The organism is Nostoc sp. JL33, from assembly GCF_017114985.1.
Taxonomy (GTDB): Bacteria; Cyanobacteriota; Cyanobacteriia; order Cyanobacteriales; family Nostocaceae; genus Nostoc.
Window position 1 is genome coordinate 1 of the sequence record NZ_JABXKP010000071.1, and the last position, 24,494, is coordinate 24,494.

The window sequence follows — 24,494 nt, forward strand, 5'->3', positions numbered from 1 at the left end:
GTTCATTAACTCAGTACCTTTGAGTCATTTTTTCATGCGTTAGTCTAAACTCCAGTTTAAAGATGGTACGAAAGTATACATTACTTTGCCTGGCGGGAAACGGGAAGGCTTCACTTTCAAGCCGACGATTGACCCGCTTTCTCAGTATTTAAGGGGTGCTGGTGGTGTTGATTCTGACCCGAATATCTATCACCCCTCGTTTGTTGCTGATGCTGGCGTGACTGATACGCTTACCGTTCAAAACACCCGCATTATTCATGGCGCTGGTACTAATCAGTACTACGGTCTAGCTGGCAGTGCTTATAACCCTGCCGACACCTATTATGGCGGTGTTTATACGCTGACTACCAAAGAGGGCATTGTCTACGAAATTGATGCAGCAACAGGTGATTTGCTCACTGTCACGGATACCAATGGTAACAAGTTAACCTATACAGATGCGGATATCACTAGCTCGACTGGGCAGAAAATAACCTTTGGCAGGGACGCACAGGGCAGAATTGCGACTGTTACTGACCCGGCAGGTAAGGAAATTAGCTATGAATATGACGCAAAAGGGGATTTAGTAGCTGAGACTGACCGCGAAGGTAACATCACCAAGTTTGTCTACGACAGCACCCAGCCACATTATTTAGCTCAAGTGATTGATCCCTTGGGTAAGACTGGGGTACGCAATGAGTACGGTGATGATGGGCGGCTCAAGAAGATGGTTGATGCCGCAGGTGCATCAGTGCAGTTAGCTTATGATCCCAGTCACTCCACTGAAACGATAACTGACGCACTGGGCCATCCTACCACTTATGAATATGACGAGCGCGGGAATGTAGTCACTGAGATTGACGCTCTTGCTGGCATCATCACTCGCTCTTATGACAAAGATAATAATTTGCTCAAAAAAGTAGACCCAGACGGTGTTTCCACAACTTATACCTATGATAACAAAGGCAATCCTTTAACTCTGACAGATAAAGATGGAAATGTTACCCGTATTACATATAACCAGTATGGCGAAACCCTTAACATCATCTCGCCTACAGGATTGATAGTTTCATCAACCTATGACAAGCACGGTAATTTATTATCTAGAACCAACACAGACGGACAAACTACAACCTTTAGCTATGACGGTTTTGGTAGATTAATCAAACAAACAGCCCCCGACAATGAAGTATCAACATATACTTATGATGATTTCGGGAATCCCACAGTCTTTACCGATAGTCGCGGCAACCAAGCTATTGCTACTTATGACCTCAATGGTAAAGTCAAAACTCTGTCAATGGTTTTCCCCCAAGAGAACCAAACTTTAAATACCAGCTACACTTACGACAACCAAGGACGTACTACCTCTGTAACAGATCCTCAAGGAAATGTTACTACAACCGAATATGATGCTAAAGGCAATGCCATTGCCACTACAGATATTAAACATAATCGGACTCAGTATTTTTATGACGACAAAGGGCAACAAATTAAAGTTATTCTGCCCGACAATACCCCTAATAACCCAGATGATAATCCTGTAGTTTTAACTGAATACGACGTTGCCGGAAGAGTTATTTCCCAAACATCTGCTACAAAACTGAAAACTCGCTATGTTTATGACGAATTAGGCAGATTGACTGATACTATCTTGCCCGATCTCACTCCTGACAATCCAGATGACAATCCCAGGGAGAAGATAGAATACACGGCGGCAGATCGCATTCAAGCCAAGATTGATATTTTTGGCACTCGTACAGAATACACTTACGATAATTTAGGAAGAATCAGTCGAGAAAGAGATTTCTTTGGCAATAGTACTGGTAACGATACTACTTATACCTACAATATTGACGGTCAAATTACTTCAGTCACCGATGCCAGAAATCGCACAACTCTAATTGGTATTGATGATAAAGGCAGACGCAGCGTAACTACTTACTTTGACGGCACGACATCTCAAGTTACCTACGATGCTTTAGGACGCACCAAGTCGGAAACTAATCAGCTTGGACAGACCACTAGCTACGATTATGACGTTTTTGGCAAAGTCGCGGCAATAACTAATCCACTCAATCAAAGAACTCAGTTTACCTATAACAGTCGCGGCAGTTTGGTTAAAGTTACTGATGCTTTAAGCCATGATACTCAGTACGAGTACGACCAATACAATCGTAAAACCGCAGTCATTAATGCCAATGGCGATCGCACAGAAACTACTTACAACCAGTACGGTCAAGTTGCGGCGATAAAAGATGGCAATCAGCATATCACCCAGTACTTCTATGATAATCTGGGCGAACTGACTTCAGTTAAATTAGCTAATCAAGCCACTACCAATTACACTTATGACAATTTAGGTAGATTAACGCAGTTTGAAGATGCTAATCATAATAAAACTACTTATGAATATGATGCTTTCAATCGTCAAGTTGCGACAAATTTACCTTTAGGACAACGTTCTACCACTACTTTCAATAATTTTGGACAAGTAGCCAACACTAAAGATTTCAATGACGATGTTATTACTTATGCTTATGACCAGTACGGACGACTAGCAAACAAGTCATTCTCTAATCCTCTGGTTGCTACGATTAGTTATACTTATGACCCTGTAACTTCTCAAGTGAAAACTGTAACTGATGGTCGAGGAGTTACTAGTTATGGATTTGATAGTTATGACAGGGTGAATTTGATTTCTAATCCCGATGGTCAGACGGTTGGTTATACCTATGATGTATTAGGTAATCTTAAGACTTTAACAACTAGTGCTAGCACGGTCAATTATTCCTACGATCTGCTGAATAGGTTAGATACGGTTACATCAGGTCGGCAGTTGGCGAAGTACGGGTATGATGCGGTAGGAAATCTGATTAGTACGACTTTAGGCGATGGTACAACCCAAACCCAGCAGTATGACGCGAGTAATCGGTTGAAGGTAATCGAAACTCGTGACGCTTTGGGTGCAGTGTTGTCTAATTATGTTTATACCTTGGATGGAGTAGGGAATCGCACTCAAGTAGTAGAGGATACTGGTAGAACTGTTAACTACACTTACGATGAAGTCAATCAATTAAAGCTGGAGTCGATTACCGATCCAAATCTGGGGAATCGAACTATTGCTTATGATTACGATCTGGTCGGAAATCGCTTAAAGCGTAATGATTCTGATCCCAGCAGTGGATTAACAACCTATATTTATGACCCCAATAATCGGCTAACTTCGCAGACATCTGGAACTAAGGTAACTCAATATACCTATGACAATAATGGTTCCATGCTAACTTCTGATGATGGGACTAACTCTGTTGTTTACCAATGGATTAATGATGGTGAAAATCGATTAATTGGGGTAACTACAACTAATGCTAGTGGTTCTTCTCAAAGTAAATATACTTACGATGCTAGCGGTAATAGAGTAGCAAGTATTACCGATGGCGTGAGGAAGAATTATCTTGTCGATCCCAGGGGAATGTCAAAGGTTTTGCAAGAATATGATGCCAATGGACAAATTCTGACGAAGTATTTCTATGGTTTGGGTTTAATTAAGTCTGAGAGTGACAGTGATGAGAGATTCTATCATTCTGATGGTTTGGGTTCTACTCGCTTGTTGACTGATGGTACTGGTCAGGTTACGGATAGATATGTCTATGATGCTTTTGGGCGGTTAATCGCTCATGCTGGGGGTTCGGGTAATGCTTACCAGTTTGCGGGTGAACAGAGAGATAGCACTGGGTTGGATTATCTCAGGGCTAGATATTATAACTCGGATTTAGGCAGGTTTATCTCAAAGGATGCTTTTGCTGGACATTTGGCTAGTCCGATTAGTGAGAATGCTTATGTCTATGCCAATGCTAATCCTGTTAATTTTACTGACCCCTCTGGCTATGAATCTTTGGGAGAACTCTCTGCTGCTGAATCGATTAACAGTTTCCTCAGTAGTATTAGTCAGACAGTAATAACAGGGGCTTTGTTTGGAGCCGCTTTTAGTGTGGTTCACCAAGACCTAGAAATTATTGATGGTGCTAGAGATGAACTCTCATTTTATGAAGTTTTACAAAGTACTTATCAAGGCGCTATTTTAGGCCCTTTGTTTACTGCATTTCCTGCTGCTGCTATACCATTTGCTGTGATGGGGATTAAGACTGGTTTTGAGGAAATTAATGATAAGCAGCATCCGCGTGTATTGACTGGTATTTTTGATATTGTTGCTTCAATAGCACCTTTCTTGACTAAACAAGGTAGAGAGCCAGCTTTTAAGCAAATTGAAGGAATTCTGAATCAAGTTAAAGGAATTCTTCAAAATAATCCTAAAGCTGGTTCTTTTGGTAACTGGCCACGTATGAATGAAACTTCTAGCCCTTCGATATTTCAACAGGAAACCGGGAATGCTTGTGGTTATGCATGTGTTCAAACTATTTTGGAAAGTTTCGGTATTAATACTACTCAAGCACAAATAGCTGAAGAAGCTGGGATGAGTATTAAAAAACAATCTGGTGCTAGTCAATTGAAAGAAGCTCTTAACACACTTGATCCGTCTGGCAACTGGCGAGGTGGTGGTGTGGACGGCGATGCGGATTTTTCACACCTAATGAATGGAGATCCTTGGATAGCAATGGTAGCGGATGGTCCTACTAATCGTCACTGGGTAATTGTTGATGGCTTTGATAATGCTGGTAATGTCAAAATTTTAGACCCTTGGGGAATGACACCTCTACGTTTTAATCACACAGGAGAAGGAACAAGCTATAGTATGACGGAGGCTGATTTCAAAAATATTTGGTTTGAGCAGGCAATTTTTAAACGCTAGGCAAGGTGACTAGTATTTAGGTGCGTTTGCCCTAATCTAGTAACACTCTCCGTTGTTATTCTGGCATTCGATAATTACAAAGGGTTCAGAAGTCTATGAGTGATTATTCTCTTCTGGCTTTAGCAAAAAAACCTTACAATAGCATTCCATTCGCACCCATAAAGTATGCCTGTACATGTAAAGATTCTCAATCTTCAAAAAATTGAATTATTTAATGCTCTTGAAGTTACACTTTCAATTGATAATCAACAACGTTCTTTTCGCGCAGATTTTAAATGTGAAGGAGGAATAAATTATATACAGATAGAAAACGACAATGAATTGACTGAGATATTTTGTACATTACCTGGAAAGATTAAAGAGTTTTTTAGATTGATGAGGTCTGTATATGCTGGCGAATCTATTAATTTTCCCATAGAGTTTGGCGATTTTCCAACTGAAAATATTCAAAATTTTGATGAATAGAATCGCATTTATTTCGTAGCAGACTCCCAAGTTTAAGGACTCACGTCAAAATAAAGTACCAGTTTAAGACTCTAATCGTAGCATAAAACGGTAAAACCTGATTGGTATATCTGACTGGTAGAGTCGATGGGAGGTAGTCGGGTAAGGTTTGAGAGTTACCTCTCTCTGCATAGCCCTATTCTGTCACTCTCCGGGAGGGCGATCGCTAGAAGCCTCATGAGGCAATCAATACAAGCTATACTATTAGAAAAAAATGGTTCTTGTATTTGTTATTAGAAAATAATCGCGCGATCGCTTCGTGTACAAAAGCTCTAGAATTCAGAAATGGCAAACGTTTTCGGAGAGTGACAGAAGAGGGATATGCGAGTAGTTGAAATGGTGATTGAGTTAACTCTCCCAATCCACCAACCCCCCATCCACAATCGCAATTCCCCACTGCGGAAACTTCGCCAGTAGCTTCTTGATCACAATCTGCAAAGCCGGATCGTCACTCCAGCACTCCTGCAAAAAGTCAAAGCCCGGATTCTCCCCTGAATTCGCCGCTCGATTCAGTTTTTCCCTTCTTACAGGTCGTATATTTGACCTCGCTACAATCGCCTCACTCGACCATTTTTCAGTGCTGGGGACAGGCGCGGCGGAATTTTCACCCTCATCAACTGCTTTGATTTCTACACTCGAAACCGAATTTTCAGTCATCAACTCAGCAGAGGGGCAACTCGGTTCTATTTTCTGATCTGCGATCGCAGAATTTAGAGATTTTTCATTTTGAGCAACGGGCGCGGTGGAACAACCGCCTCCATGACAGTCTTTCGGCTCAGTACCACAATCCTGGTTTTCACCCAGTAACAAAGCAGATTCACCCTCTGCATCATTCACAAGCGCCAGCGATGTACAGTCCGTTACCGCAGGTAACTCTTCCTCCTTCTCTGACACGCCTTGAACAGACTGAGGCGACGCGACCCCCAAGGGAGCGTAGCTTGCCGCCGTAGGCATCGCCGCCTCACAAGAGTGCAAAATAACGGGTTGCGTGTCAGATTTACACCTCACAAACTCTACAAAAGAGTTTGTGAGGTGTTCCTGAACAGTTCGTGAGGGTTTTTGAAACGCTTGCTCTGAATGACTTTGACCTAAAATAGATGCTTGATTTAAAGCACCCATTTCTTCAGAGCCAGCATCTTTATCTGAAATCTCAGCATTTGGTTCTTGTTTTTCAGCATCTAATTCCCGTGACGCAGAATTAGCTTTTTCCCAAAATTCCTTCATCCGACTACCATGCAAATTCTTCACCATCCAGCTAGCCGTTTCCCTACCATCCTCTATGGACTTATCTGGCTTGAAGATGAACAACCTGCTTTCGGAAAGAATTTTCTTCGCAGAGATAAAAGTACTGTACCCCAAAGCAGAAGTTAGCGGCATCCATCGGGAGCCATAAGGGTCAGCCGTCCAGCATTCTTGCCATAGCTGATTGACTGAAGGCTTTTGTTGCGATGCCCAGAGCATATCTTGAATCGGAATAATCACATGAAGCCGCTTGTACGGTGACTGTACTTTAGCGGCAGCAGCCTTTTTGGACTTGGGACGGGTAATAGTTGCGGTCATCTTTCAATCTCCTGTTTATATTGGCGCACGGAAATTTCCCCCACTGTGATGCAGGGCTTGGTACTTGTATTGAGTTGTCTAAAAAGTCATCGATACACTGAAAGCCTATTGAGGCTGCCAGAATCGCAACTCATCTCGGAAATACCTATCAGTCTTTTTCGATTGTTCCTTCCAGTGATCCCATACCACTACTACTTCCTCGCCCAAATCCTCTACAACTTCACCCCTCTCGACATACAAAGTACGGTAGGGGTCGGCATGGGCAACAATAGAGCCGATGCCAATAGTGTCTGGTTGAGAGGATGCCGTTTGAAGTGCGGTAATCAATTCTGTTTCCTGGGTGGTAAGTTCCCCCCAGTAATCTGATTTAATCACCTCATACTCTTGAGCCACTGCCCAAAACTCCTGCCAACTACACCCAGGTTTTGCAAGTACCTGCCGAATGTCACTAACCGCTTGGGGTAGCATTTCCAGTTGCTCGGCTCGATATGCGATCGCAATGGGTGTCGGCTCACTCCCCAGAATTATCGCCGCAGCTTCAAGCGCCTGGGTGTTGTTCATCGCACTGGCTAAGTTTTTCAAAGCCATACCCATGAGCCGCAGACATTCTTGAGCGTTTTCCTTGGGGGGTTCTGCTGCTAGCGATCGCAGATCAATAGTTTTCTCCAGTGCTTGCTTTACCTGCTTATTCAACGCTTTGGTCGCTTGCTGGGTCATGGTATTTCCCCACTGTTGAGAAGGACGTTGCTCTACAGCGTTTTGCAAATCTTGAATACGCTGCTTGAGTTGTTGATTCTCAGTTTCCAACTGTCGTAGTGATTCCATCTCATCCAGTCGTTGCTGTAACTGGATGTTTTGTTCTTTCTGCTGCTTGTACAAGTTTTGCAGAGATTGGATTTGTTCTTGTACCTGGGCTTCTGCTCTGGCTGTAGCTTCTGACTGTAGCCCAATCCTCAACTCCTGGTATAAGCGCTCTAACTCTTGCTGGTGCTGTTCTTTGAGTGCAGCAATCACTTCGGCATATTCTTTTGGGTAAGTTCGCCCACTCGATTCGGACACAATTGCGTCATTTAAACCAGTCAAATCAGTATTGTTGATCAACAACCTTTCGCCATCAGCAAAGGTGACAATCTGCTGCCAATGATTTGGTGCGTCTGCCTCAATTACTCCCGAATCCCCATACCTTGGGTGTGATTCTTGTGAAACAGTGACAGAATTACACAATTGCGTTTTAGGGTTTTCGCTTTTTGCGGCGCGTTTAGTCGTTGGTGCAACCTGCTGTACTGCTTTGGCGAAGTCTGCGGCAGTGGGAAAGGGTTTTTCTTTGGCTGCGATCGCAACAGCTTGCTCTAACTTATCGGGAGTTTTGACCAGCCGAAGTAAGGAACGGGTTTGAGAAGGTTTAGTAATTTTTTCCCGAAGTTCCTCTGGTAAAGTATCAACTACCTTTTTCGCAGACAGCAAATCCCTAACCCGACGATACCCACCGTGCTTGGTTAGTTCTTTTTCGCAATAATCTTCAAAACTGGCATAACCAGCATCAGAGTAATAGCCGTTATTTCGCATCACCCGCAGTTCTTCTATTGCCTGCCACTCGAAGCGGTCTATGGCAGCAAAGGTATCTTGGATGCTGGTATTGAGAATGTTGTAATCGAGTGCTGATGTTGTTTCGGAACGGTTTAGTGTCAGCATGATTTTACCTGTATGTGCTGTATACACACGGGAAATACTGGTTAATGCAAATGAAAACTGCTGTATTCTCAGCAATTACTTTTTATTGCCTTTGGAAAAGCGTAATTATTTTTGCCATAACCTCCTTAAAATAAGTTCACAAAACAATTTGACGGCTGGAATACTCATGCCGTCTATGAATTCTTGTATAAATGAACTGGTTGATTGAACTCACAGTACAAAAACTATCTTGCCACATGACAACTGAAAGTGCAAATATAAAAGTAAAAAATACAAAGGAGGTAATTATGGTTCCCCTGGACTGGGTTGTTATGCTTGCGTGGAATAAAGAATGTGGAAATAGCCTAAGATTATTACGTGGCAAGAAGTCTAGGCGTGAGATTGCAGATGCGCTTTTGAGCCAAAAGGTTGAATGCTCTCAAGAATACATTAGAAAGCTGGAGAATGGCGAAGCAGCCTCTGTTTCAACAAAAATCATTACAGCAATCGCCAAAACTCTTGGTGTAGAACTGATTGAGATTATGTCTGACTTACGTGTTGAAGTTTCCAAAAATATTTGTACTTCTAGTTAATTTTTGTACTCTGAGTTGTTATTATAGAGATATGAAAACAAAAGACGACCGCCCCAGCCTACGAAACTTGTGCGATCGCCCTTTGACCCTTTGCAGGAATCTATATTATGACTCAATCAGTTTACACACAGCAAACGGCTTCTAGCTTCAACTACAACACACCAACAACAGTTACAGAAGTTCCCTTCAAAGATGAGCAAGCCCTTGCCCAAGCAGAACTGTACAGCCACCTCGAATCCCAAGCCGAAGCTGTAGCCCCAACCCAAGATCCTCTCACCAGCAGAGATCGTCGCATCATCGGCGAGATTATCGAAGTCCAACCCGAATCCGTTCGTACTATCTGGATCGAAGGTGGAATCACAGTATGGGTGCAATTAGTCGGTGGCGGACGACTACCCTTTGACCGCAACTGGTTCACTACAAGAGTTGCAGAGGTTAAGGCAACACTACCAGAAACACCACGGGAACGAAACGAACGCCTGAGCGATGAACTAGAAAAAGCCTGCACTGTTTTTGGTCTCTTCGATCATAAATTCCCCAAGAACTGAAGCCACAATCACCAAAGCTGACGAAGCAATCCAACAAGCCTCATACAAGTTGACTGCGGCTGATAAAGAGACTATTTCTGGTGCTATAGCTGTTCAAAATGAGCAATCTAAGATTTTGGGTGCATCAACTGGTGTCACAGGGGCTTTGTTGTTCATGGAATCCTTGATTGGAGCCAAAGGGACAGTGTTGGATGCCTTTGCTGAACAATCCATGTTGGAAGTTGATAACCAGATTACCGAGATAGATCAGAGTTTGATTAATTTGGCAGAAGAAGCCTCAACAAGGCTGGGGAAGTCGATTCAAAAAAAAGAACAACTCAAAGCGCGACTCAATTTGTTGCGGGAGAGAGTTTCTTCGATGGGGACACAGATCCGATTTTAGAAGCTTATAAAACAGTGGCGGCATTGTTACAAATCCAAAATGAAACTGTTGCCACTGTTGCCGAAATCCGATTACTTCAAGAACTATTAGCTCATCAAAGGAAAAATCAGGTTATGGATATTCTCAGTACAGGATTGTTTGCTACTTCAATTGTTGGCGCTTTAGGTGGCAGTGCATATCTCGTTGGTAGCGTTGTCGCTACTGGATTAATTGGTAGTGGGATGTTCATACCGTTGGGATTACTTGTTGGTGCAGGATTGACATTTCTGGGACGGGCATCAAAGTAATAGTGATGGGTGGGAGTGTTTCACAGAACTGTTTCACAAAACTGTTTCAACGGTTTCATCAGTGTTTCAGGGTCGTGAAACAGCGTGAAACAGCATTTCCCCGCGTGAAACATGAAACGTGAAACATGAAACACCAGTCAATTCCTTGCTCGAAAGCCTTTATAGGCGGGATTGTTTCATCCAACTGTTTCATGAAACGTTTCAACGGTTTCATCAGTGTTTCAGGGTCGTGAAACAGCGTGAAACAGCATTTCCCCGCGTGAAACGTGAAACATGAAACACGAAACAACAGTCTATTCCTTGCTCGAAAGGCGTTATGAAGGGTAGTGTTTCATCCAACTGTTTCACAGCACTGTTTCACGAAACTGTTTCAATCGCCAATTGTTGATATTGGCAAGATGAACCAAGCTGCGGAGCTTTCTAGACCTATAGAGTTACAACCATCAGCTGATGGGCTTGTACCAGACACTATAATTAATCTCCCTCTAGTTAATAGGGCAAACGCACTGATCGCTGCTTTAACGAAAAGTGGTTTCCAAGTAGAAGACATGATGAGTTCTCAAGTGATAGCGATCGCTGGTACTCAGCGAGGTGGCAAGGGAACCTTAGCAGCAATCTTGGCAACATTATCAACTGCACTTGACCCCGGATTGAATACCCAATACTTTACAGCCGGAGTGGACGTTTACCCCTTTGCCTGCAACTTGACCTCTGCCCTTAAATACCCGGATATTGGTGCGGATGGGGCTGATGAACTCGTCGCTCGTGATTTATTGAAATTTCTTAAGGGTTTAGATGGAAGCGAACCTTACTCCCATAAAAATTTACTGCTAGTAATTGATGAAGCGATGCGGTTGCTGTCATTGTTGGAGGAGAGCGATCGCACCTGGGCGATTCAATATTTACTTTCTCGCTTCGCCAAGTCTGGCGGTACATTAATTATCATATTGCATGGCTCTAACCTGACAAGCGTGGTAGGTAAAGCTACGGCTGGGCTGGCAGATACTTTTAAGCAATCGGTTAACTTTATTGGCTGTGTAGCTCAAGCGGTTAGTGCTGGTGGTCTACGCAAAATCAATGTTGCTAGTGGAGAATATTTCAAAGCCAACCCTAATAACTTTGGAGAACCTGTTAGCGGTGGCAATCTGGGGATGATTCCCGAATGGCTAAAGACCCATTTGCACCCAGGCAATGGGCAACCAGACCCAGCTAGAACATTACTTCAGTTTTTCCCAGAATTGATTCAACAGCATGAAAGGGCAGTCATACCCAGAGGAGAGAAAATTGCACCATCAGACGCAGTTAATCATCTGGAGTCCATTTTTTCAAAGCCTTATCAAGAAGTGGAATTTCTGGAAGTAGAAGAGAGTAGTATTTCTGAGGCTGATAAAGACAAGATTGTGGCGATTGTTGCAGCTACTGCTAGCCCTCCAACTTCTTTTGCTGCTATCAGAAACAGCCGCAAGTGGGGCGACGAGAAAAAGAGTGTTCTTTACTTAAGGAATGCCTTATCACAATTGATTGACACTAACCAATTGTGCGGAAATGAAAAAGATGGCTTCAGTGTAACTAATATTACTGGTTAATATTAGTTACACTGCCCGTTGAGTTCCGGTCAAGTTCCTGTCGAGTTCCGGTATTCTTACATCTTCAAATACTGTTGAAAAATAGAGTCTTTTTATTTTTCCAGTAAGATTTCATTTTTTCTAAACATTTTCCAGAGTGTGGAAGCATCGGGAAGTTTAAAAATGAGCGATAAATTAACCACAGCATTACAAAAATTAGCCATAAGTCCAGTTAAAGCAGACAGGATGGCTATTTGTAGATTGGAAAAAGAGTACGGCGCTTCTTTATCAGAAATCGTTGGTGAACTCGAAGATTATGCCATCGTTCACCAATCTATTCAAGACGAAAGAGCTAAACCCAAAAATCAGTTGATTATCCTTTGCTGTTATGGCTGTCTTTGGGGTGCAGTTATCGGAATTGCGACGTTGTTTATTAAGCCCGGTGTGACTGTGACGGCAATTGGGTTGGGTTTTACGGCTGGAGCGTCTGGAAAATTGCTGGTTCAAAAAGGGGAATAAGTCGAAGTAGTTGAAGATTGATTTTAATTGTTTAGCTGAACTCTTAGATTCATTGGAGTAAAGATGTCTTAGTCGAAATCTATTTCTCTTGATGTTGCTAATAAAATTTTTGACATAATTGGAGTTTCTTTTGAGCAGAACGAATTAGAAGGCGGTGACATCGCTAAGGGACTTCCAGAAAATAAAATATACAGCCCAGCAAGAGTTAAACTCCAGTGATTAGCTCTGCCACTCAAACTTCGATTGAGCAGCCGTCACGCCACTTTGCGATTTACAAGTTCTTGAAAGTACTGCGGTAGCGATCGCGGCTCTCGTCCAAGCAGTGTTCGCAGCACGATCGCGTTCCCGCCAGGAAAACCATACTGATCATAGTCTTGGTACATCACCCGCAGGTGATCGCGTAGCCCGTTCGGGATGTGTGCGCCTTGTGCCCACTCATCGAAGGGAGATTCACCCGCCTCAATCGTGCGCCCGATCGCCTCGCCCATCATCACCGCAAGTTCTACGCGGTTGACCATGCCCGGAGCGCATAGCTCAAACGTTCCGTAGCTTAACTCGTTACTTGTTAACGCCTTTGCTGCGACTGCCGCCACGTCGCGGTAGTCCACATAGCAAGCTTTTGCTAGCTTGGAGTAGGGCAGCGAGAATAGTCCTTGCTTAATCACCGTATCCCAGCCTGCCGCAAAGTTCTGCATAAACATCGACGGTTGCAGCACGGTGAACTCCATACCCGACTCGTACATTGCCTCTTCCACCGGACGCTTGGCAGCATGATTGCTCAGTTTGGAGAGCGACGGGTGATAAACACCAGAGAATACAAATTTCCGCACACCATTCGCTTTAGCAGCTTTGACCATCGCCACACCCAACTCCGCTTCGTTGGGAGCGAAGGCAGGGTTAATATGAAAAACGCTGTCCACACCAGCAGCAGCAGCACGGAGACTATCCGGGTTTTGGAGGTTGCCGATCGTCGTCTCGTCTGCGCCTTGCTGGCGCGCCGCTTCAATTTTGCTCTCGTCACGCACTAGGGCGCGGACTGTGGCACCGCGCTGCTTCAGTTCGGGCACGACAAGGCTGGCGTACTTACCTGTTGCTCCTACGACCAATGCTTTCATCGTTTTCTCCTGATTGTTCTGATACTCGTTGTGAACTTTCTGCTAATCTTTTGACTAGTCATCGGATGCGCTTTCGGCAGATTTTGCCCAGCCGCGATTACGCAAGTAGGATTCAAAATCGGTTGGTTGAGGAAAATCGCGTTTCAACCTCGCCAAATCTGCGATATAGCCGACATTTTCAAACCAGCGATACATGATGGTCACTTCCTCTCCAGCTTGCTGCTCAAATGCTTCAAATGGAATTTGTTGGTATGCGACGTTCTTTCCTAAAACGCGGCTAAACGCGGCAGCGATTTCTGTCATAGTCATCTCCACACTGGCGACTTCGATTTCGCGGTTTATGAAGTCTGCGGGACGCTCGAATACCTCGGCAACCATTGCCCCGTAATCTTCCTCGGACAACTGCTGCAATTTTGTATCGGGACTGAGCGGTTGGGAGAGCGTGCCCTGCTCCACCATTGGACGCATTGAGGCGTAGTTGTAAAAGAAGAAAACTGGACGCATGATTGTGTAGGGCAAGCCCAGCGATCGAACGTACTCTTCGACTTGAAATTTACTGTCGAAATGGGGAATGCCCGTGTTGCGTTCGGCGCTGCCCACAGAACTGTAGACGAAATGCTCGACACCTGCCGATGAAGCTGCGTCTGCAACGCTTTTACCATCTTGGATCTCGGCTGATAATCCGCCTTCTTTGAGAAAAGTCTGCAATGAAAAAACACCATAAGCACCTTGCAGAGCCCGATCAAGCGACGCACGATCCCTGAAATCTCCGGCGACGAGTTCTGCCCCCGCTTCTTGGAGTGCATGGGCGGCGGACTTGTTTGGATCGCGCACAAAAGCACGTACCTTGAAGTTACCACGCTTTAAAAGATGACGCGCCACTGCGCCACCCTGATTGCCCGTGGCTCCGGTGACTAAGATAATTTTTTCTGCTGTTGTTTGCTGTGTCATGTCTGTTTTTTTAATGCTGTTTGTGTATTTGAAATTTATCTTCTCTAAACAGTAGCTTGTGCAGAAAAAAAGAAAAAGTAGTTAAAATTCAAAACAGTTGTGCAAAAAATTCAAAGATGCGTTTCGGTTAATGGACAAGCTCAAAAGCCTGATGATTTTTATCCGCTCCGCTCAATCTGGCAGCTTTTCGGAGGCAGCACGACACTTAGGTATGGCTCCTTCAGCCGTGAGTCGAGCCGTATTGCGCTTGGAAGATGACTTGGGGGTGCGCTTGCTCCAGCGAACAACTCGCAGTTTGACCCTGACCGAAGATGGCAACCGATTTTATCAACGCTCTGAGCAAATTCTCAACGATTTGGAAGAAGCCGAACTCGAAGTCAAACAATCGCAATCAATGCCGCTCGGAACATTGCGGCTCGATCTGAGCTTTGTGTTTGGCAAAATACATATCGCTCCGGCTCTGCTGCAATTTGTCACACAATATCCAAAGCTAAATCTGAATGTTTCTTTTAACGATCGCGTGATCGATCTGATTGAGGAAGGCATTGACGCGACAGTGCGGATTGGAATGAGCAGTGATAGCCGTTTAATCATGCACCATCTGGCAACTGCACGCTACATCACTTGTGCCTCACCGCAGTATCTCGCTCAGTATGGCACGCCCACAATACCCACAGAACTTTTGCAGCATCGCTGTGTCAACTTTATCTATCCACAGACTGGGCGAGAGCCTAAATGGAAGTTTGAACAAGATGGAAAAGCGATTGACCTTTGTGTTAAGAGTTATCTGCGATTCGATAATTCAGAAGTCATTTTAGAGGCAGTCATTCAAGGAGCCGGTGTAGTTCAATTTCCCAAATTTATCGCAGCCAAAGCGATCGCGCGTGGAGACCTCCAACCAATTCTTCAATCCTACACGACCCAAGTTGGATTACCGATCTCCGTGTTGTACCCGCAAAAACGCTATCTCTGTGCTAAAGTTCGCGTCTTTGTTGAGTTTATGACAGAATTGATGGCTGCATTAAAGCGAGTTGATATTATAGATTGAAAGCTATTTATTTAGAGACAGTAGGTGTTGCAGAAAATCTTCAGCAATTTGTCAAATCAATTCAAAATTACAATCAGTGAGGGCAAGAAAAGAGCTAATTAATCAATTCAAAATTTTTGTTGATTCTTAATTTTGAATTTTGAATTTTGAATTTCATTAAATGGTTAAACGGCAGAATCCATTTTTTCCAATTCTTAGATAATATTCAGTTTTATACCAGACTCATCTCAGGATAATCTGTCACTCTAATAATTAAAATCAATCACGCAATATTGAGAAAATATTTGCTTATAAAGTATCTGTCTGATTTGATGAGTTTCATTTAAAATTATCATAAAATAGTTGTCAAAGATATGCAAAACGCTAATCTACAAAAAGCGACATTTGGAGCAGGCTGTTTCTGGGGAGTTGAAGCAGCATTTCGTCAAGTAAAGGGAGTAACTTCTACAGCAGTTGGTTACACTGGCGGACACTTTGAGAATCCAACCTACGAAGATGTCTGTAGAGGCAAAACTGGACACGCTGAAGCAGTGGAAGTGGAATACAATCCAGCAACAGTATCTTATGATGAACTGCTAAATGTGTTTTGGAATAAGCACAATCCCACAGCATCAAACCATCAGGAGCTAGATGTTGGTTATCAATATCGGTCAGTGATATTTTTCCACACTCCAGAGCAGGAATTATTAGCAAGAGCCTCCAAGGAGAAGCTTGAGAGTAGTTCTCGTTATCACAAAAATCCAATTGTAACGGAGATTGTAGCTGCATCACAATTCTATAGAGCAGAAGAGTATCATCAGCAATATCTGGAGAAGCATGGACGAGCGTCTTACAGGATAGGCTAATCTTTCACTGGTTCAAGGGGATCTTAAAAGCCGAATGCTGCAAATCCCCTTACAAAATCCCTTCGAGGTAGGGAACAGTGATAAAAACTTTAGTTGTGGGTTATTGCCCACTTTTAAAACAAGATGTTTTTGGAGACGCGTAGGTTTCCCTGTTGCCTATTGCCTGTTCCCTGTTCCCTCTGAATTGCTATACATATCAGGGAACTTTGCTTGAAGTTTAGCCAGCTTCGGCAAGTCATTCACTACCACATAGCGATCGCTCGGATGATGCACTATATAATTCTGATGGTATGCCGCAGCCTGATAAAAACCTTTCAAAGGATCTAATTCTGTCACAATCGGCTTGTCGAAGATTCGCGATTTGTTGAGTTGAGCGATATATTTTTGTGCAGCCTGTTTCTGCTCTTCGTTAGTAAAAAAGATCGCCGAACGATATTGCTTACCTGAGTCTGGGCCTTGTCGATTCAACTCTGTTGGGTCATGCGCTACCAAAAAGTAGACCTTCAGAAGCTGGTTATATGATATTTTTGATGGATCGTAAGTGATTTTTACGGATTCAGCATGATTAGTTAATCCAGCACTGACAAGTGTGTAGTCTGCGGTTCTTGCATCACCCCCAGAAAAGCCAGAAACAACATCAGAAACACCTAATAGATGCTCAAAAACTGCTTCTATTCCCCAGTAGCACCCACCAGCGAAAACCGCTACTTGCTTTCCCTGCGGTATGGCAGTCGAGATATCAGTGGCCGGAGCAGGAAGTATCACACGAGATGCACCATATAGGAGTAAAACAGTCAGCGAAATGATGGACAAGTTGCGTAATAACTGGCGGGATAAAGTAAAGTTATAAATTGACATTCGGTTGTGAATTCCTTTATTTAATAGACCAAGCTAAGGTTTCTTTGAGAATAGAATTTTCACCATTCCAAATAGCGATGTCTACGACGGGCTATTCGGCGTCGCAAAACTGTGCTGTGTGAAAAGCCATCTGCCAGAAATTATGTTCAAATTTTGCCACCATTAAAAAAGATTCTTCAGCTTGTTTTTGAATATGTTCCTCTGCCGTTTCTAAAACCTCATCAGCTTGCTGTGACAGAAGTTTTACATATTTTGTAAAATCAATATTTCCCCACCTTTGTGCAAATTCATTGTAAGGTGCAGGCATCTTACCTGGTAGTTGCCAACCTTGATTATAGGCTAATTCAATAGCCCAAAATGCAGTTGCTTGTACAGAATAAGGCTTGTCTGCAAGACTCTGTATATATTCACAGTATTCTCTACAGGTTGGTTGTTTTTTTATATTAAGATTCAGTTGTCGTTGGGTAGCTTTTTCTTGAAACCAATTGAGTTCGTCTTTAAGAGCTGCCAGTCCTCCAAGTATCACATCAAAATGTTCTGGAGGTGCGCTGGCTAATACTCGCCCTACCATCCGCGTAAATTCCACAACAAACAGATAATCTTGCATCAACCATGTATTGAATTGCTGGGGTTGAATTATACCTAATTGACACTGTTCTAGGAAGGGATGCACAGTTGCTTCTTGCCAATCTTGAGCGTGATTTTGTAAAAGAAGTTTGCAGGTAATAGTCATTTTGACTCAATCGGTGTTTCGGGGAGCTGGAATGGAGAGGAACAGATTGCTAAGATCCTAACCCGCATTTCTCACAAGTTTGAAATCTGACGGGGCAAAGGCGCAAATGAGGACGTAGAACAGTGATTGCTTGCTGCTGAATTTGGCGAACTCGTTCTCTACTGACATTCAATTTCTCTCCAATCTGAGCTAAAGTTAGTTCTTGATCGTTCTCTAACCCAAAACGCAGAATTAATACTTCATGCTGCGTCAGTTTGAGCGATTCTAATAAACTATTAATAGGGTATATGACCTAAAAATTTTTCTCCTCACCTCATACCCTGTTCGAGAAAAAGCTATTTGGGGGCAGTAGTCGCGTTGAGTTCATCGCTTTTCCCTTTTCCCCTCTTCTTTGTACTTTGTGTCACCTTCGATTCTGATTCTGACTTACTAGAGTTGACCATTTGCATCAAGTGCTGATTTAGATAACTCTGCGCTGAGATATACAAACTTTCCCAAATCTCTTGATTACGGCTGATTTTTGTGCCGACTGTATTCCCTGCTGTTTTCTCCGACACCAAATATTTGCGGAAATAGTTAGCCCACAGATGTTGGAGGAAATCTTCAGCAAATTCGTCAAATGGCAGAATCCATTTATAGTCCTTAGAAAGAAATACCCGATAGGACGCAATTAACGGTAATGCGAGGTCAGTTGGCGCACCAAACCCAAAAGAGTACTTACTGTCCGGCAATAACGTCGTTTTACGTATATCTATTGAAGCTAAATCGTTAGCACCCTTTCTTTTGGGGTTGCTGATATAGTCTTGGATTATTTCGTACAGTCTTTGCTCTATCCACAGAGCATGAGTCAAGAGAGGCAGTAAGGCGGTTAATCTTTCCCTTTCCGTGTCTGTGATGTTAGATGGGGGACTCATCCCTGCTGGGTGTTTGGTTCGTTTATTGCCGTCGGGGTTGTATCTATTTCTATCGAGGCAGTTAATCAACTTCAGCAAATGGTTGACATTACATTGGGCATTTCTGGGAGCGCCGCTTTGGTTTTGATAATAAGCGATGCGGAATTTTCTATCTTCCTTCTGTTCTAACTGGGCTAAATACTGCTTGATGAATTTGTAATCACCTCTAGCGTTGACTTTAGAGCGAGAATCTACTGGCGTTGTGGTATTTGAAGCTAGGGCTATATCTTTAGCTGATTCTTCAGCCAGTCCAATGTGAATCGTAACTTTTACTCTGGCTTGGGCTAAATTGTAGTTGTAATTTTTCGCTTGCTCAAAGGCTAAAACTGTATGTCCTCCGTTGATAATCCCATCGCTACCCCCCTCGCTGGCTTCTTTTACTTCTAGTTCGAGTGAGGTTTTGCTAAGTTTAACTTTATTGGCTGACAGGACGATTCCACTGTGGCGAGAGAAGAATTTTACAGCTTCGGTCGTCAGGGAGTCGAAGATTTGTCTATAGGTCGCACTTTTACGATTTGGTTCTCTGATGTTGGGTTCTAGGGGGAGGTCTATAGGGAACGAGTCTACATGAGCGGTGGCGATGATGCAATTGGGGTTGGCTTGAAAATAGTTATCTATCTTAATATTCCAAGTCTTGGGCATACAATATGTGAAATGTCAGGGGAATTTCTATGTTAACCAAAACCCTGAGCCTGATATCGCATTTCTCAAAATGCCGAGTACCCCTAGGGATTGGACTACAACATATTTCAGCATCTAAGTACGTCAAATTATTTGAACCTGCGGTATATCTGACACACCTGAAAAGCCGAACTTCACAGCAACATTATGTTTAATTTGTACAGTGCCTAAATCCTAGTTTGGATAAAGAGTACTTAGACCAATTCGCAATTCGCAATAGAGCCTCCGGCACGCTACGCGGTTTTCATGCCCAAAGGGCTGTACGCAATTACGTGAAAGTGACGGGGATTTAGTCCCCGACACTTTCAGGTGCTGCCTGTCTTGCTGGGGAATTAAACCCCTAAACTTTGTTAATTCCTAATATTTAGGTACTCTCTTTATGGAAAGCTCTACCCAACAATTAAATAACAGTTTACTTGCTATACTTACCCGCAAAAACTAACTTAAGATAGACTATTATTCATACTTAAGTTAGTTGCAAAAAGTGCTAATGTTAAAAAATTCTAGAACATCTATACATAACGCCGGCGGGAGCAACGCGAAAATGAGATCCTCGTGAAAAGAGCAGGGGAGGCAGGGGGAGCAGGGGGAGCAGGGGGAGTGAAGAGAAAACAATACGTATTTTTTATGACCGTTATAGCTCTAAATACATTTATTTCTTTCTCTTCCCCTGCCTCCCCTGCATCCCCTGCTCACAAAATCGCATTGCTCCCACGCCGGCTTGATCTGTTAGTTTCACTTGAAACGCATTTATACCTATTCTGATTATGAGAATGGCTGCTTTACTAATATTCAGCAAGCGCACAGTACTATGACTACCACTAAGATCCATTCACTTGTCTGTATTCACTCTCGTGTTTTAGTCGTATTTTACACTCCATGTAAATGCTGGCAGTTTCGGATTGTTAACCCCGATGGCACGGTATTCGGTGACTATCCGATTTACTATAGTGCTGAAGCAGCAGCAAAAGGTGGGCGTGATTCGATTTATCAAAACCATTGAAGCGGTTAATTCATTCGGTGGCAACCTCAGTGGCAAAAGTACTCTCATCGCACCGGAGAGCCATTACCCGTAGCCTTTAGAAAAAATTAGGACTTACGCAAAATATCTCTCAAACTCTTATTTCTACCGAAGTTCAGATGCCTGCGGCGGGCTGCGCCAACGGCGGAAGCCGCCGCTCCGACTTCTCTCCGTGTCGCGCCAGTTGCTTCTCCCAAGGGGAGACGTTTAGCAACATTGACAAACTCAGCCAATCAGCACACAATAAATCGACTAGCCTTTGCCGCCTGTTCCATTTTGAACTTCAACTGTATAAAACTTTTACCTATTAGTATCAGTTGTTCGGCTAGCATTGAATGGGGTGAAACTTTACTTGCAGTGCATCATCTCCAGCTTATTGTCTCTATAATTTGCTCTTTCGGAAGCTTTGATCGGATGAACTCAACCCAAAACATTTTTACTACTCTTCCCCAAACGCTACACCAATCTCTCAACAGCTACTTAGAAAAGCATCCTAATTGGGATGAACGTCGCCTTATTACCGCAGCCATCTCACTGTTTCTGCTGCAAAATGCTGATGGAGATCGCCGTGTTTCCCAAGTTTATCTCGAAACTCTGTTTCGTCGGGGGTAACGCTATTCCCTAGAAGTCATACTAAAAAAAAGGTTAATCAAACGATATACTCAGAAAGATTCCTTCACTCAGGATTAATGGCAAGTAAAAACGAGGTAAAATTGGAAACATTTGTTATTGGATTATTGTCACTTCCAGATCCAGCATTACAATGAGAAGAGAAAAAATTTTTGGCATATTTCTTGGATCTGCACTATTACTTGGTTCTTTACCTTGGGTAGCAGTTGCACAGACTGAGCCTAGTGCAGTTCCATCTAATATTAATGGTAGTACGACCCAATCCAAAGCAGTAGTTGCACGTATTTGGCATGGTCAAACACTCACGAATAAAGCAGACGAATATTATAAATATTTAACTGAAGCTGGAATCAAAAAAATTCAATCGATTCCTGGTAATTTAGGAGCGCAAGTATTTCGTCGTACTAATGGCACAATTACAGAGTTTACTGTCATCTCTTATTGGCAGTCACGCGATGCTATTCGTGCCTTTGCTGGCAATGACATAGAACAAGTACACCCTTTGCCTAAAGATAATCAATATCTAATTGAACCCGAAACTAAGGCTAAACATTTTGATGTCTTGCTAGATCAGCGTCAATAATTTTTAATTGGATTTTTTATTTACCAATTTTCCTGAATCAAATTAATTATTATCTCCTTAAAACTTAAATAAATTATTAATAATAACAGGAGAAATTGTTCAAATTGAATAAGTGGATCTAAACGCCAGCCTTGCATAATTAATATTATTCCACATAGAAATAGACAAATTGGTGCTAATACTCCTTGGATTATGTAAATTGTTAAGATAGGAATTGTTAATTTATTTTTTCTTTGGCTTAACCACCCAAGCATTAAAACTATATAAATCATTGCTAAAACTAGATAAAGAGTTCCGATTAATTTAATTTCAATTAATCCAGTTGGTCTAACTCCAAAAGTAACTTGAGCTAAAGTGAACATTTCTAAAAAATCCTAATTCTTTATCAAGTTTTAGACTTACACTAGTCAAAGCTTTTTATTTTTCGCACCCAATCCCATCTTCATCTTTGTCAAAACCATGAGGGTCAGGTGGCAATACTCTAAACCTTCTTTGGGTGATGTCTCGGCAATTCAAATCGGGTGAATTTTTCGTCAGGCAATAAATCTGGGTAAGAGGGATCGCAGTTATTCTGTTGCTGCGGTTGAATCGGTTGTGAAGTTGTTTTTTGAACATTTCTGTGGCGGTAGTTCCAAGGGATCACAGGATTAGCCTGGCTCCAAAAAGCTAAGTACTGTTGCTTGGCATTGCTTTCACCTTGCAACAAAGCCAAATTTCAGGAGCATCTGTACTAATAATCACTATATACTGATGATGCCCAGATAAATAGTTAAAAGTAGCTAATAAAACCAGTAACTTGAGATTAATAACCCAAATTGTTAGTTAACTTGGTACTGCTCTTTTGTCGCAACTGATAATCGTCATACACTAACATTGACTAAATCAACATCAGCAAGCCATATTGTTCTGCTTTGGGCAGACACTTCTTCTAAAATTGGAGAGTGCCACTCTACCCCATAAAGCCAATTATCTTTGAGGCTAAAAATTCCTTGAATAATACGGCGTGTCGGCTGTTCACCGAAATCAACCTCAACTATATCCCCCAATTCAAAAGCCGGACTAGAAACAGTGGACTTTTCTAATACATTTGTTGGATGAAATTCTTGCTCAGGTAAATAGAGAGTTTCATTCTGGCAAACAATTGCATAAATCCATTCTTGTTTTTCCCACTGAACACCGCAGCAGTAACCTGACAAATCTGAGATTGACAACAAAACTTTTCTAACATTTTCACTGCTAAGGGAGGCATGGACAAGCAATTTCATCTGGGTTTAGGAGAAGCGGTGTTACTCCAAGGGGTGAAGATCACTAAAACTGATCCCTATGGGTTGGTATCTATTGCTGCTTCCCGTGATCCGATTAGTGGAGAACTTTGGTACATCATCAGCGATGAAACTCCCACTCTCCAAACATTTCATGAATACAGCCAAAGATTCGATATTGAAGAGAACTTTTTGGATGATAAATCTAATGGTTTTGAGTTAGAACGTTCTCAAATCCGCTCTTCTATTGCATTGTCTGGCTTATGTTTAGTTTTAGCAGTGGCAACACTCTACCTAACCTGCCAAGGGCAAGAAGTAGTTGCTTGTGGGCTTCGCCGCCGAGTGGATTGCCATTGGCAGCGTGGCAATAGCTATTTGAAGATTGGTTGGCAGTGGGTTAAGGGTTGCTTGCATCAGGGGTGGGAATCATTCCATTCTTTGCAGCTTTTTGGTACTCCTGATCCAGAACCTGCTATTGCTTCTAAAAAACAGGCTCAAAGGCAGTACGAAAGAGAGTTTCGGGTCAAGTCATATTGCTATTCTACTTGAGTTTTGTCAGTCAACCAGGCGAAGCACTCAGCGTGGAACTAGACCCGTTCAATATTAAAGTGTCTTTAATTGAGCCTGGTTACTTTAAGACTAACTTCAACCTAGCTATGTTACCACCCACCTTCAATTATGCTGATTAGGACAATGTACGTGATCTGATTCGCTCAACTGTCAGTCAAGCAATTGCACAGGGTGATGATCCTAAAAAAGTTGCACAGACAATTGTTTTTGCTGCTCGTAGCCATTCTCCACGATTACGGTATCGTGTTGGTAATGAAGCACAATGGTTGCCTCGCTTGAAAGCAATATTGCCAGATAACTTGTTTCGATTTGGTGCCCCAAGCGGTTGAACCTGCCATAAATCACAGATCCCGTTTAATACAGCGATCGCTGCGCCAATGCCTGCCGCAGGATGCCGAATGCGAACAGCGCCTCTTGTCTTTATAAGGGCTGTAAGGCTTCTGCAAAGCTTTGCAATACAACCAAAATTTTAATTAGATATCAATATTTATCTGTTCTATCTGTCTAGCAGCTTTATCCCAAAGCTTTGCAGAAGTCTCATCTTTCCAATGATTTCTGAGATTTTCTGCTTTTTTATGACTGATTCGTTCTAACATTTCTAGAACTGCGGCTAATGTTAATTGATCAACAATTGCCTCTAAAGACTCCATATATTCTTTTGTCATAACTAACCTCTTGAATAACTTTTAATATTTTTCCTAATTTTACATATTCAGATAGCTAATCTATATTATTACATTTAACAATTATATTATCTGAAAAATGCCAACGAAATTTACAGTTGAAGTTTTGCTGAAGGCTTACGTTTCTCTATCCTTACTAC

27 protein-coding genes are annotated in these 24,494 nt (G+C 42.6%); 14 read left to right on the plus strand and 13 right to left on the minus strand.

What is annotated here, in order from left to right; translation table 11 throughout:
* Positions 1 to 85 precede the first annotated feature (85 nt).
* Together HWQ23_RS20110 and HWQ23_RS20115 are read left to right on the plus strand one after the other, a co-directional pair.
* The gene (locus tag HWQ23_RS20110) at positions 86 to 4,792 is read left to right on the plus strand and encodes an RHS repeat-associated core domain-containing protein (protein ID WP_292831772.1); all 4,707 of its coding nucleotides are present in this window, start codon (positions 86 to 88) and stop codon (positions 4,790 to 4,792) included.
* A 165-nt stretch (positions 4,793 to 4,957) separates the two neighbouring features.
* The gene (locus HWQ23_RS20115) at positions 4,958 to 5,257 is read left to right on the plus strand and encodes a hypothetical protein (protein ID WP_292831775.1); all 300 of its coding nucleotides are present in this window, start codon (positions 4,958 to 4,960) and stop codon (positions 5,255 to 5,257) included.
* A gap of 387 nt (positions 5,258 to 5,644) precedes the next feature.
* Here HWQ23_RS20115 and HWQ23_RS20120 read toward each other — a convergent pair whose 3' ends face one another.
* Together HWQ23_RS20120 and HWQ23_RS20125 are read right to left on the minus strand one after the other, a co-directional pair.
* Positions 5,645 to 6,856: a hypothetical protein gene (locus tag HWQ23_RS20120; RefSeq protein ID WP_292831778.1), complete on the minus strand. Its 1,212-nt coding sequence runs from the start codon at positions 6,854 to 6,856 to the stop codon at positions 5,645 to 5,647.
* Positions 6,857 to 6,961: 105 nt separating this feature from the next.
* Positions 6,962 to 8,548 carry a hypothetical protein gene (locus HWQ23_RS20125; RefSeq protein WP_292831781.1) on the minus strand — a complete coding sequence of 529 codons (1,587 nt, stop codon included), beginning with the start codon at positions 8,546 to 8,548 and terminating at the stop codon, positions 6,962 to 6,964.
* A gap of 191 nt (positions 8,549 to 8,739) precedes the next feature.
* On the opposite strand from HWQ23_RS20125, the gene HWQ23_RS20130 reads away from it, so the two are divergent.
* The 6 genes from HWQ23_RS20130 to HWQ23_RS20155 all read left to right on the plus strand — a co-directional run bounded on the left by HWQ23_RS20130 (position 8,740) and on the right by HWQ23_RS20155 (position 12,421).
* The gene (locus tag HWQ23_RS20130) at positions 8,740 to 9,120 is read left to right on the plus strand and encodes a helix-turn-helix domain-containing protein (RefSeq protein ID WP_292831784.1); all 381 of its coding nucleotides are present in this window, start codon (positions 8,740 to 8,742) and stop codon (positions 9,118 to 9,120) included.
* Positions 9,121 to 9,227: 107 nt separating this feature from the next.
* A complete protein-coding gene (locus tag HWQ23_RS20135; protein ID WP_292831787.1) occupies positions 9,228 to 9,668 on the plus strand; it encodes a hypothetical protein in 441 nt (146 codons plus the stop codon).
* Positions 9,634 to 10,050: a hypothetical protein gene (locus HWQ23_RS20140; RefSeq protein WP_292831790.1), complete on the plus strand. Its 417-nt coding sequence runs from the start codon at positions 9,634 to 9,636 to the stop codon at positions 10,048 to 10,050. The genes HWQ23_RS20135 and HWQ23_RS20140 overlap by 35 nt, the downstream gene beginning before the upstream one ends.
* A 14-nt stretch (positions 10,051 to 10,064) precedes the next feature.
* Positions 10,065 to 10,337: a hypothetical protein gene (locus HWQ23_RS20145; protein WP_292831793.1), complete on the plus strand. Its 273-nt coding sequence runs from the start codon at positions 10,065 to 10,067 to the stop codon at positions 10,335 to 10,337.
* Between the two features lie 398 nt (positions 10,338 to 10,735).
* Positions 10,736 to 11,923, plus strand: coding sequence for a hypothetical protein (locus HWQ23_RS20150; protein ID WP_292831796.1), 1,188 nt, complete (start codon positions 10,736 to 10,738; stop codon positions 11,921 to 11,923).
* 162 nt (positions 11,924 to 12,085) lie between these two features.
* Positions 12,086 to 12,421, plus strand: a complete 336-nt coding sequence (locus tag HWQ23_RS20155; protein ID WP_292831799.1) for a hypothetical protein — start codon at positions 12,086 to 12,088, stop codon at positions 12,419 to 12,421.
* A 254-nt stretch (positions 12,422 to 12,675) separates the two neighbouring features.
* Here HWQ23_RS20155 and HWQ23_RS20160 read toward each other — a convergent pair whose 3' ends face one another.
* Positions 12,676 to 13,536: an SDR family oxidoreductase gene (locus tag HWQ23_RS20160; RefSeq protein WP_292831802.1), complete on the minus strand. Its 861-nt coding sequence runs from the start codon at positions 13,534 to 13,536 to the stop codon at positions 12,676 to 12,678.
* 54 nt (positions 13,537 to 13,590) lie between these two features.
* Positions 13,591 to 14,487: an NmrA/HSCARG family protein gene (locus HWQ23_RS20165; RefSeq protein ID WP_292831805.1), complete on the minus strand. Its 897-nt coding sequence runs from the start codon at positions 14,485 to 14,487 to the stop codon at positions 13,591 to 13,593.
* A gap of 130 nt (positions 14,488 to 14,617) precedes the next feature.
* On the opposite strand from HWQ23_RS20165, the gene HWQ23_RS20170 reads away from it, so the two are divergent.
* Together HWQ23_RS20170 and msrA (HWQ23_RS20175) are read left to right on the plus strand one after the other, a co-directional pair.
* A complete protein-coding gene (locus tag HWQ23_RS20170) occupies positions 14,618 to 15,535 on the plus strand; it encodes a LysR family transcriptional regulator (RefSeq protein ID WP_292831808.1) in 918 nt (305 codons plus the stop codon).
* A gap of 353 nt (positions 15,536 to 15,888) precedes the next feature.
* Positions 15,889 to 16,380 carry a peptide-methionine (S)-S-oxide reductase MsrA gene (gene msrA, locus HWQ23_RS20175; protein ID WP_292831811.1) on the plus strand — a complete coding sequence of 164 codons (492 nt, stop codon included), beginning with the start codon at positions 15,889 to 15,891 and terminating at the stop codon, positions 16,378 to 16,380.
* A 156-nt stretch (positions 16,381 to 16,536) separates the two neighbouring features.
* Here msrA (HWQ23_RS20175) and msrA (HWQ23_RS20180) read toward each other — a convergent pair whose 3' ends face one another.
* The 4 genes from msrA (HWQ23_RS20180) to HWQ23_RS20195 form a co-directional block, all read right to left on the minus strand.
* A complete protein-coding gene (gene msrA / locus HWQ23_RS20180; RefSeq protein WP_292831814.1) occupies positions 16,537 to 17,238 on the minus strand; it encodes a peptide-methionine (S)-S-oxide reductase MsrA in 702 nt (233 codons plus the stop codon).
* Positions 17,239 to 17,329: 91 nt separating this feature from the next.
* A complete protein-coding gene (locus HWQ23_RS20185; RefSeq protein WP_292831816.1) occupies positions 17,330 to 17,971 on the minus strand; it encodes a thiaminase II/PqqC family protein in 642 nt (213 codons plus the stop codon).
* A gap of 49 nt (positions 17,972 to 18,020) precedes the next feature.
* A complete protein-coding gene (locus HWQ23_RS20190) occupies positions 18,021 to 18,260 on the minus strand; it encodes a sigma factor-like helix-turn-helix DNA-binding protein (RefSeq protein ID WP_365742117.1) in 240 nt (79 codons plus the stop codon).
* Between the two features lie 46 nt (positions 18,261 to 18,306).
* The gene (locus tag HWQ23_RS20195; RefSeq protein WP_292831818.1) at positions 18,307 to 19,566 is read right to left on the minus strand and encodes an AIPR family protein; all 1,260 of its coding nucleotides are present in this window, start codon (positions 19,564 to 19,566) and stop codon (positions 18,307 to 18,309) included.
* 850 nt (positions 19,567 to 20,416) lie between these two features.
* Between HWQ23_RS20195 and HWQ23_RS20200 the strand changes: the two genes are divergently transcribed.
* Positions 20,417 to 20,608, plus strand: coding sequence for a hypothetical protein (locus HWQ23_RS20200; RefSeq protein WP_292831821.1), 192 nt, complete (start codon positions 20,417 to 20,419; stop codon positions 20,606 to 20,608).
* Positions 20,609 to 20,694: 86 nt separating this feature from the next.
* On the opposite strand, the gene HWQ23_RS20205 is transcribed toward HWQ23_RS20200, so the two are convergent.
* Positions 20,695 to 20,859 carry a hypothetical protein gene (locus HWQ23_RS20205; protein WP_292831824.1) on the minus strand — a complete coding sequence of 55 codons (165 nt, stop codon included), beginning with the start codon at positions 20,857 to 20,859 and terminating at the stop codon, positions 20,695 to 20,697.
* A gap of 181 nt (positions 20,860 to 21,040) precedes the next feature.
* Between HWQ23_RS20205 and HWQ23_RS20210 the strand changes: the two genes are divergently transcribed.
* Together HWQ23_RS20210 and HWQ23_RS20215 are read left to right on the plus strand one after the other, a co-directional pair.
* Complete coding sequence (locus tag HWQ23_RS20210) at positions 21,041 to 21,238, plus strand: DUF2811 domain-containing protein (RefSeq protein ID WP_292831827.1); 198 nt, start codon at positions 21,041 to 21,043, stop codon at positions 21,236 to 21,238.
* A 151-nt stretch (positions 21,239 to 21,389) separates the two neighbouring features.
* Entirely contained in the window at positions 21,390 to 21,839 is a 450-nt protein-coding gene (locus tag HWQ23_RS20215) for an antibiotic biosynthesis monooxygenase family protein (RefSeq protein ID WP_292831830.1), read from the plus strand.
* A 20-nt stretch (positions 21,840 to 21,859) separates the two neighbouring features.
* Here the strand turns inward: HWQ23_RS20215 and HWQ23_RS20220 are convergent, their stop codons facing one another.
* From HWQ23_RS20220 to HWQ23_RS20230, 3 genes are all read right to left on the minus strand, one after another.
* Positions 21,860 to 22,201: a Ycf66 family protein gene (locus HWQ23_RS20220; protein WP_292831833.1), complete on the minus strand. Its 342-nt coding sequence runs from the start codon at positions 22,199 to 22,201 to the stop codon at positions 21,860 to 21,862.
* Between the two features lie 119 nt (positions 22,202 to 22,320).
* Entirely contained in the window at positions 22,321 to 22,551 is a 231-nt protein-coding gene (locus HWQ23_RS20225) for a hypothetical protein (RefSeq protein ID WP_292831835.1), read from the minus strand.
* A 148-nt stretch (positions 22,552 to 22,699) separates the two neighbouring features.
* On the minus strand, positions 22,700 to 23,050 hold the full coding sequence (locus HWQ23_RS20230; protein ID WP_292831838.1) for a DUF1392 family protein: 351 nt from the start codon (positions 23,048 to 23,050) through the stop codon (positions 22,700 to 22,702).
* A 36-nt stretch (positions 23,051 to 23,086) separates the two neighbouring features.
* Between HWQ23_RS20230 and HWQ23_RS20235 the strand changes: the two genes are divergently transcribed.
* A complete protein-coding gene (locus HWQ23_RS20235; protein WP_292831841.1) occupies positions 23,087 to 23,650 on the plus strand; it encodes a hypothetical protein in 564 nt (187 codons plus the stop codon).
* Positions 23,651 to 24,144: 494 nt separating this feature from the next.
* Here HWQ23_RS20235 and HWQ23_RS20240 read toward each other — a convergent pair whose 3' ends face one another.
* A complete protein-coding gene (locus HWQ23_RS20240; protein ID WP_012408634.1) occupies positions 24,145 to 24,336 on the minus strand; it encodes a hypothetical protein in 192 nt (63 codons plus the stop codon).
* Between the last annotated feature and the right edge of the window lie 158 nt (positions 24,337 to 24,494).

What these genes read in the sequence shown, in the direction of transcription:
- HWQ23_RS20115 (WP_292831775.1), top strand. Translation starts at nt 4,958, where the DNA reads ATGCCTGTACATGTAAAGATTCTCAATCTTCAAAAAATTGAATTATTT.
- HWQ23_RS20120 (WP_292831778.1), bottom strand. Translation starts at nt 6,856, where the DNA reads ATGACCGCAACTATTACCCGTCCCAAGTCCAAAAAGGCTGCTGCCGCT.
- HWQ23_RS20125 (WP_292831781.1), bottom strand. Translation starts at nt 8,548, where the DNA reads ATGCTGACACTAAACCGTTCCGAAACAACATCAGCACTCGATTACAAC.
- HWQ23_RS20130 (WP_292831784.1), top strand. Translation starts at nt 8,740, where the DNA reads ATGAACTGGTTGATTGAACTCACAGTACAAAAACTATCTTGCCACATG.
- HWQ23_RS20135 (WP_292831787.1), top strand. Translation starts at nt 9,228, where the DNA reads ATGACTCAATCAGTTTACACACAGCAAACGGCTTCTAGCTTCAACTAC.
- HWQ23_RS20150 (WP_292831796.1), top strand. Translation starts at nt 10,736, where the DNA reads ATGAACCAAGCTGCGGAGCTTTCTAGACCTATAGAGTTACAACCATCA.
- HWQ23_RS20155 (WP_292831799.1), top strand. Translation starts at nt 12,086, where the DNA reads ATGAGCGATAAATTAACCACAGCATTACAAAAATTAGCCATAAGTCCA.
- HWQ23_RS20160 (WP_292831802.1), bottom strand. Translation starts at nt 13,536, where the DNA reads ATGAAAGCATTGGTCGTAGGAGCAACAGGTAAGTACGCCAGCCTTGTC.
- HWQ23_RS20165 (WP_292831805.1), bottom strand. Translation starts at nt 14,487, where the DNA reads ATGACACAGCAAACAACAGCAGAAAAAATTATCTTAGTCACCGGAGCC.
- HWQ23_RS20170 (WP_292831808.1), top strand. Translation starts at nt 14,618, where the DNA reads ATGGACAAGCTCAAAAGCCTGATGATTTTTATCCGCTCCGCTCAATCT.
- msrA (WP_292831811.1), top strand. Translation starts at nt 15,889, where the DNA reads ATGCAAAACGCTAATCTACAAAAAGCGACATTTGGAGCAGGCTGTTTC.
- msrA (WP_292831814.1), bottom strand. Translation starts at nt 17,238, where the DNA reads ATGTCAATTTATAACTTTACTTTATCCCGCCAGTTATTACGCAACTTG.
- HWQ23_RS20185 (WP_292831816.1), bottom strand. Translation starts at nt 17,971, where the DNA reads ATGACTATTACCTGCAAACTTCTTTTACAAAATCACGCTCAAGATTGG.
- HWQ23_RS20195 (WP_292831818.1), bottom strand. Translation starts at nt 19,566, where the DNA reads ATGCCCAAGACTTGGAATATTAAGATAGATAACTATTTTCAAGCCAAC.
- HWQ23_RS20200 (WP_292831821.1), top strand. Translation starts at nt 20,417, where the DNA reads ATGACTACCACTAAGATCCATTCACTTGTCTGTATTCACTCTCGTGTT.
- HWQ23_RS20210 (WP_292831827.1), top strand. Translation starts at nt 21,041, where the DNA reads ATGAACTCAACCCAAAACATTTTTACTACTCTTCCCCAAACGCTACAC.
- HWQ23_RS20215 (WP_292831830.1), top strand. Translation starts at nt 21,390, where the DNA reads ATGAGAAGAGAAAAAATTTTTGGCATATTTCTTGGATCTGCACTATTA.
- HWQ23_RS20220 (WP_292831833.1), bottom strand. Translation starts at nt 22,201, where the DNA reads ATGTTCACTTTAGCTCAAGTTACTTTTGGAGTTAGACCAACTGGATTA.
- HWQ23_RS20235 (WP_292831841.1), top strand. Translation starts at nt 23,087, where the DNA reads ATGGACAAGCAATTTCATCTGGGTTTAGGAGAAGCGGTGTTACTCCAA.
- HWQ23_RS20240 (WP_012408634.1), bottom strand. Translation starts at nt 24,336, where the DNA reads ATGACAAAAGAATATATGGAGTCTTTAGAGGCAATTGTTGATCAATTA.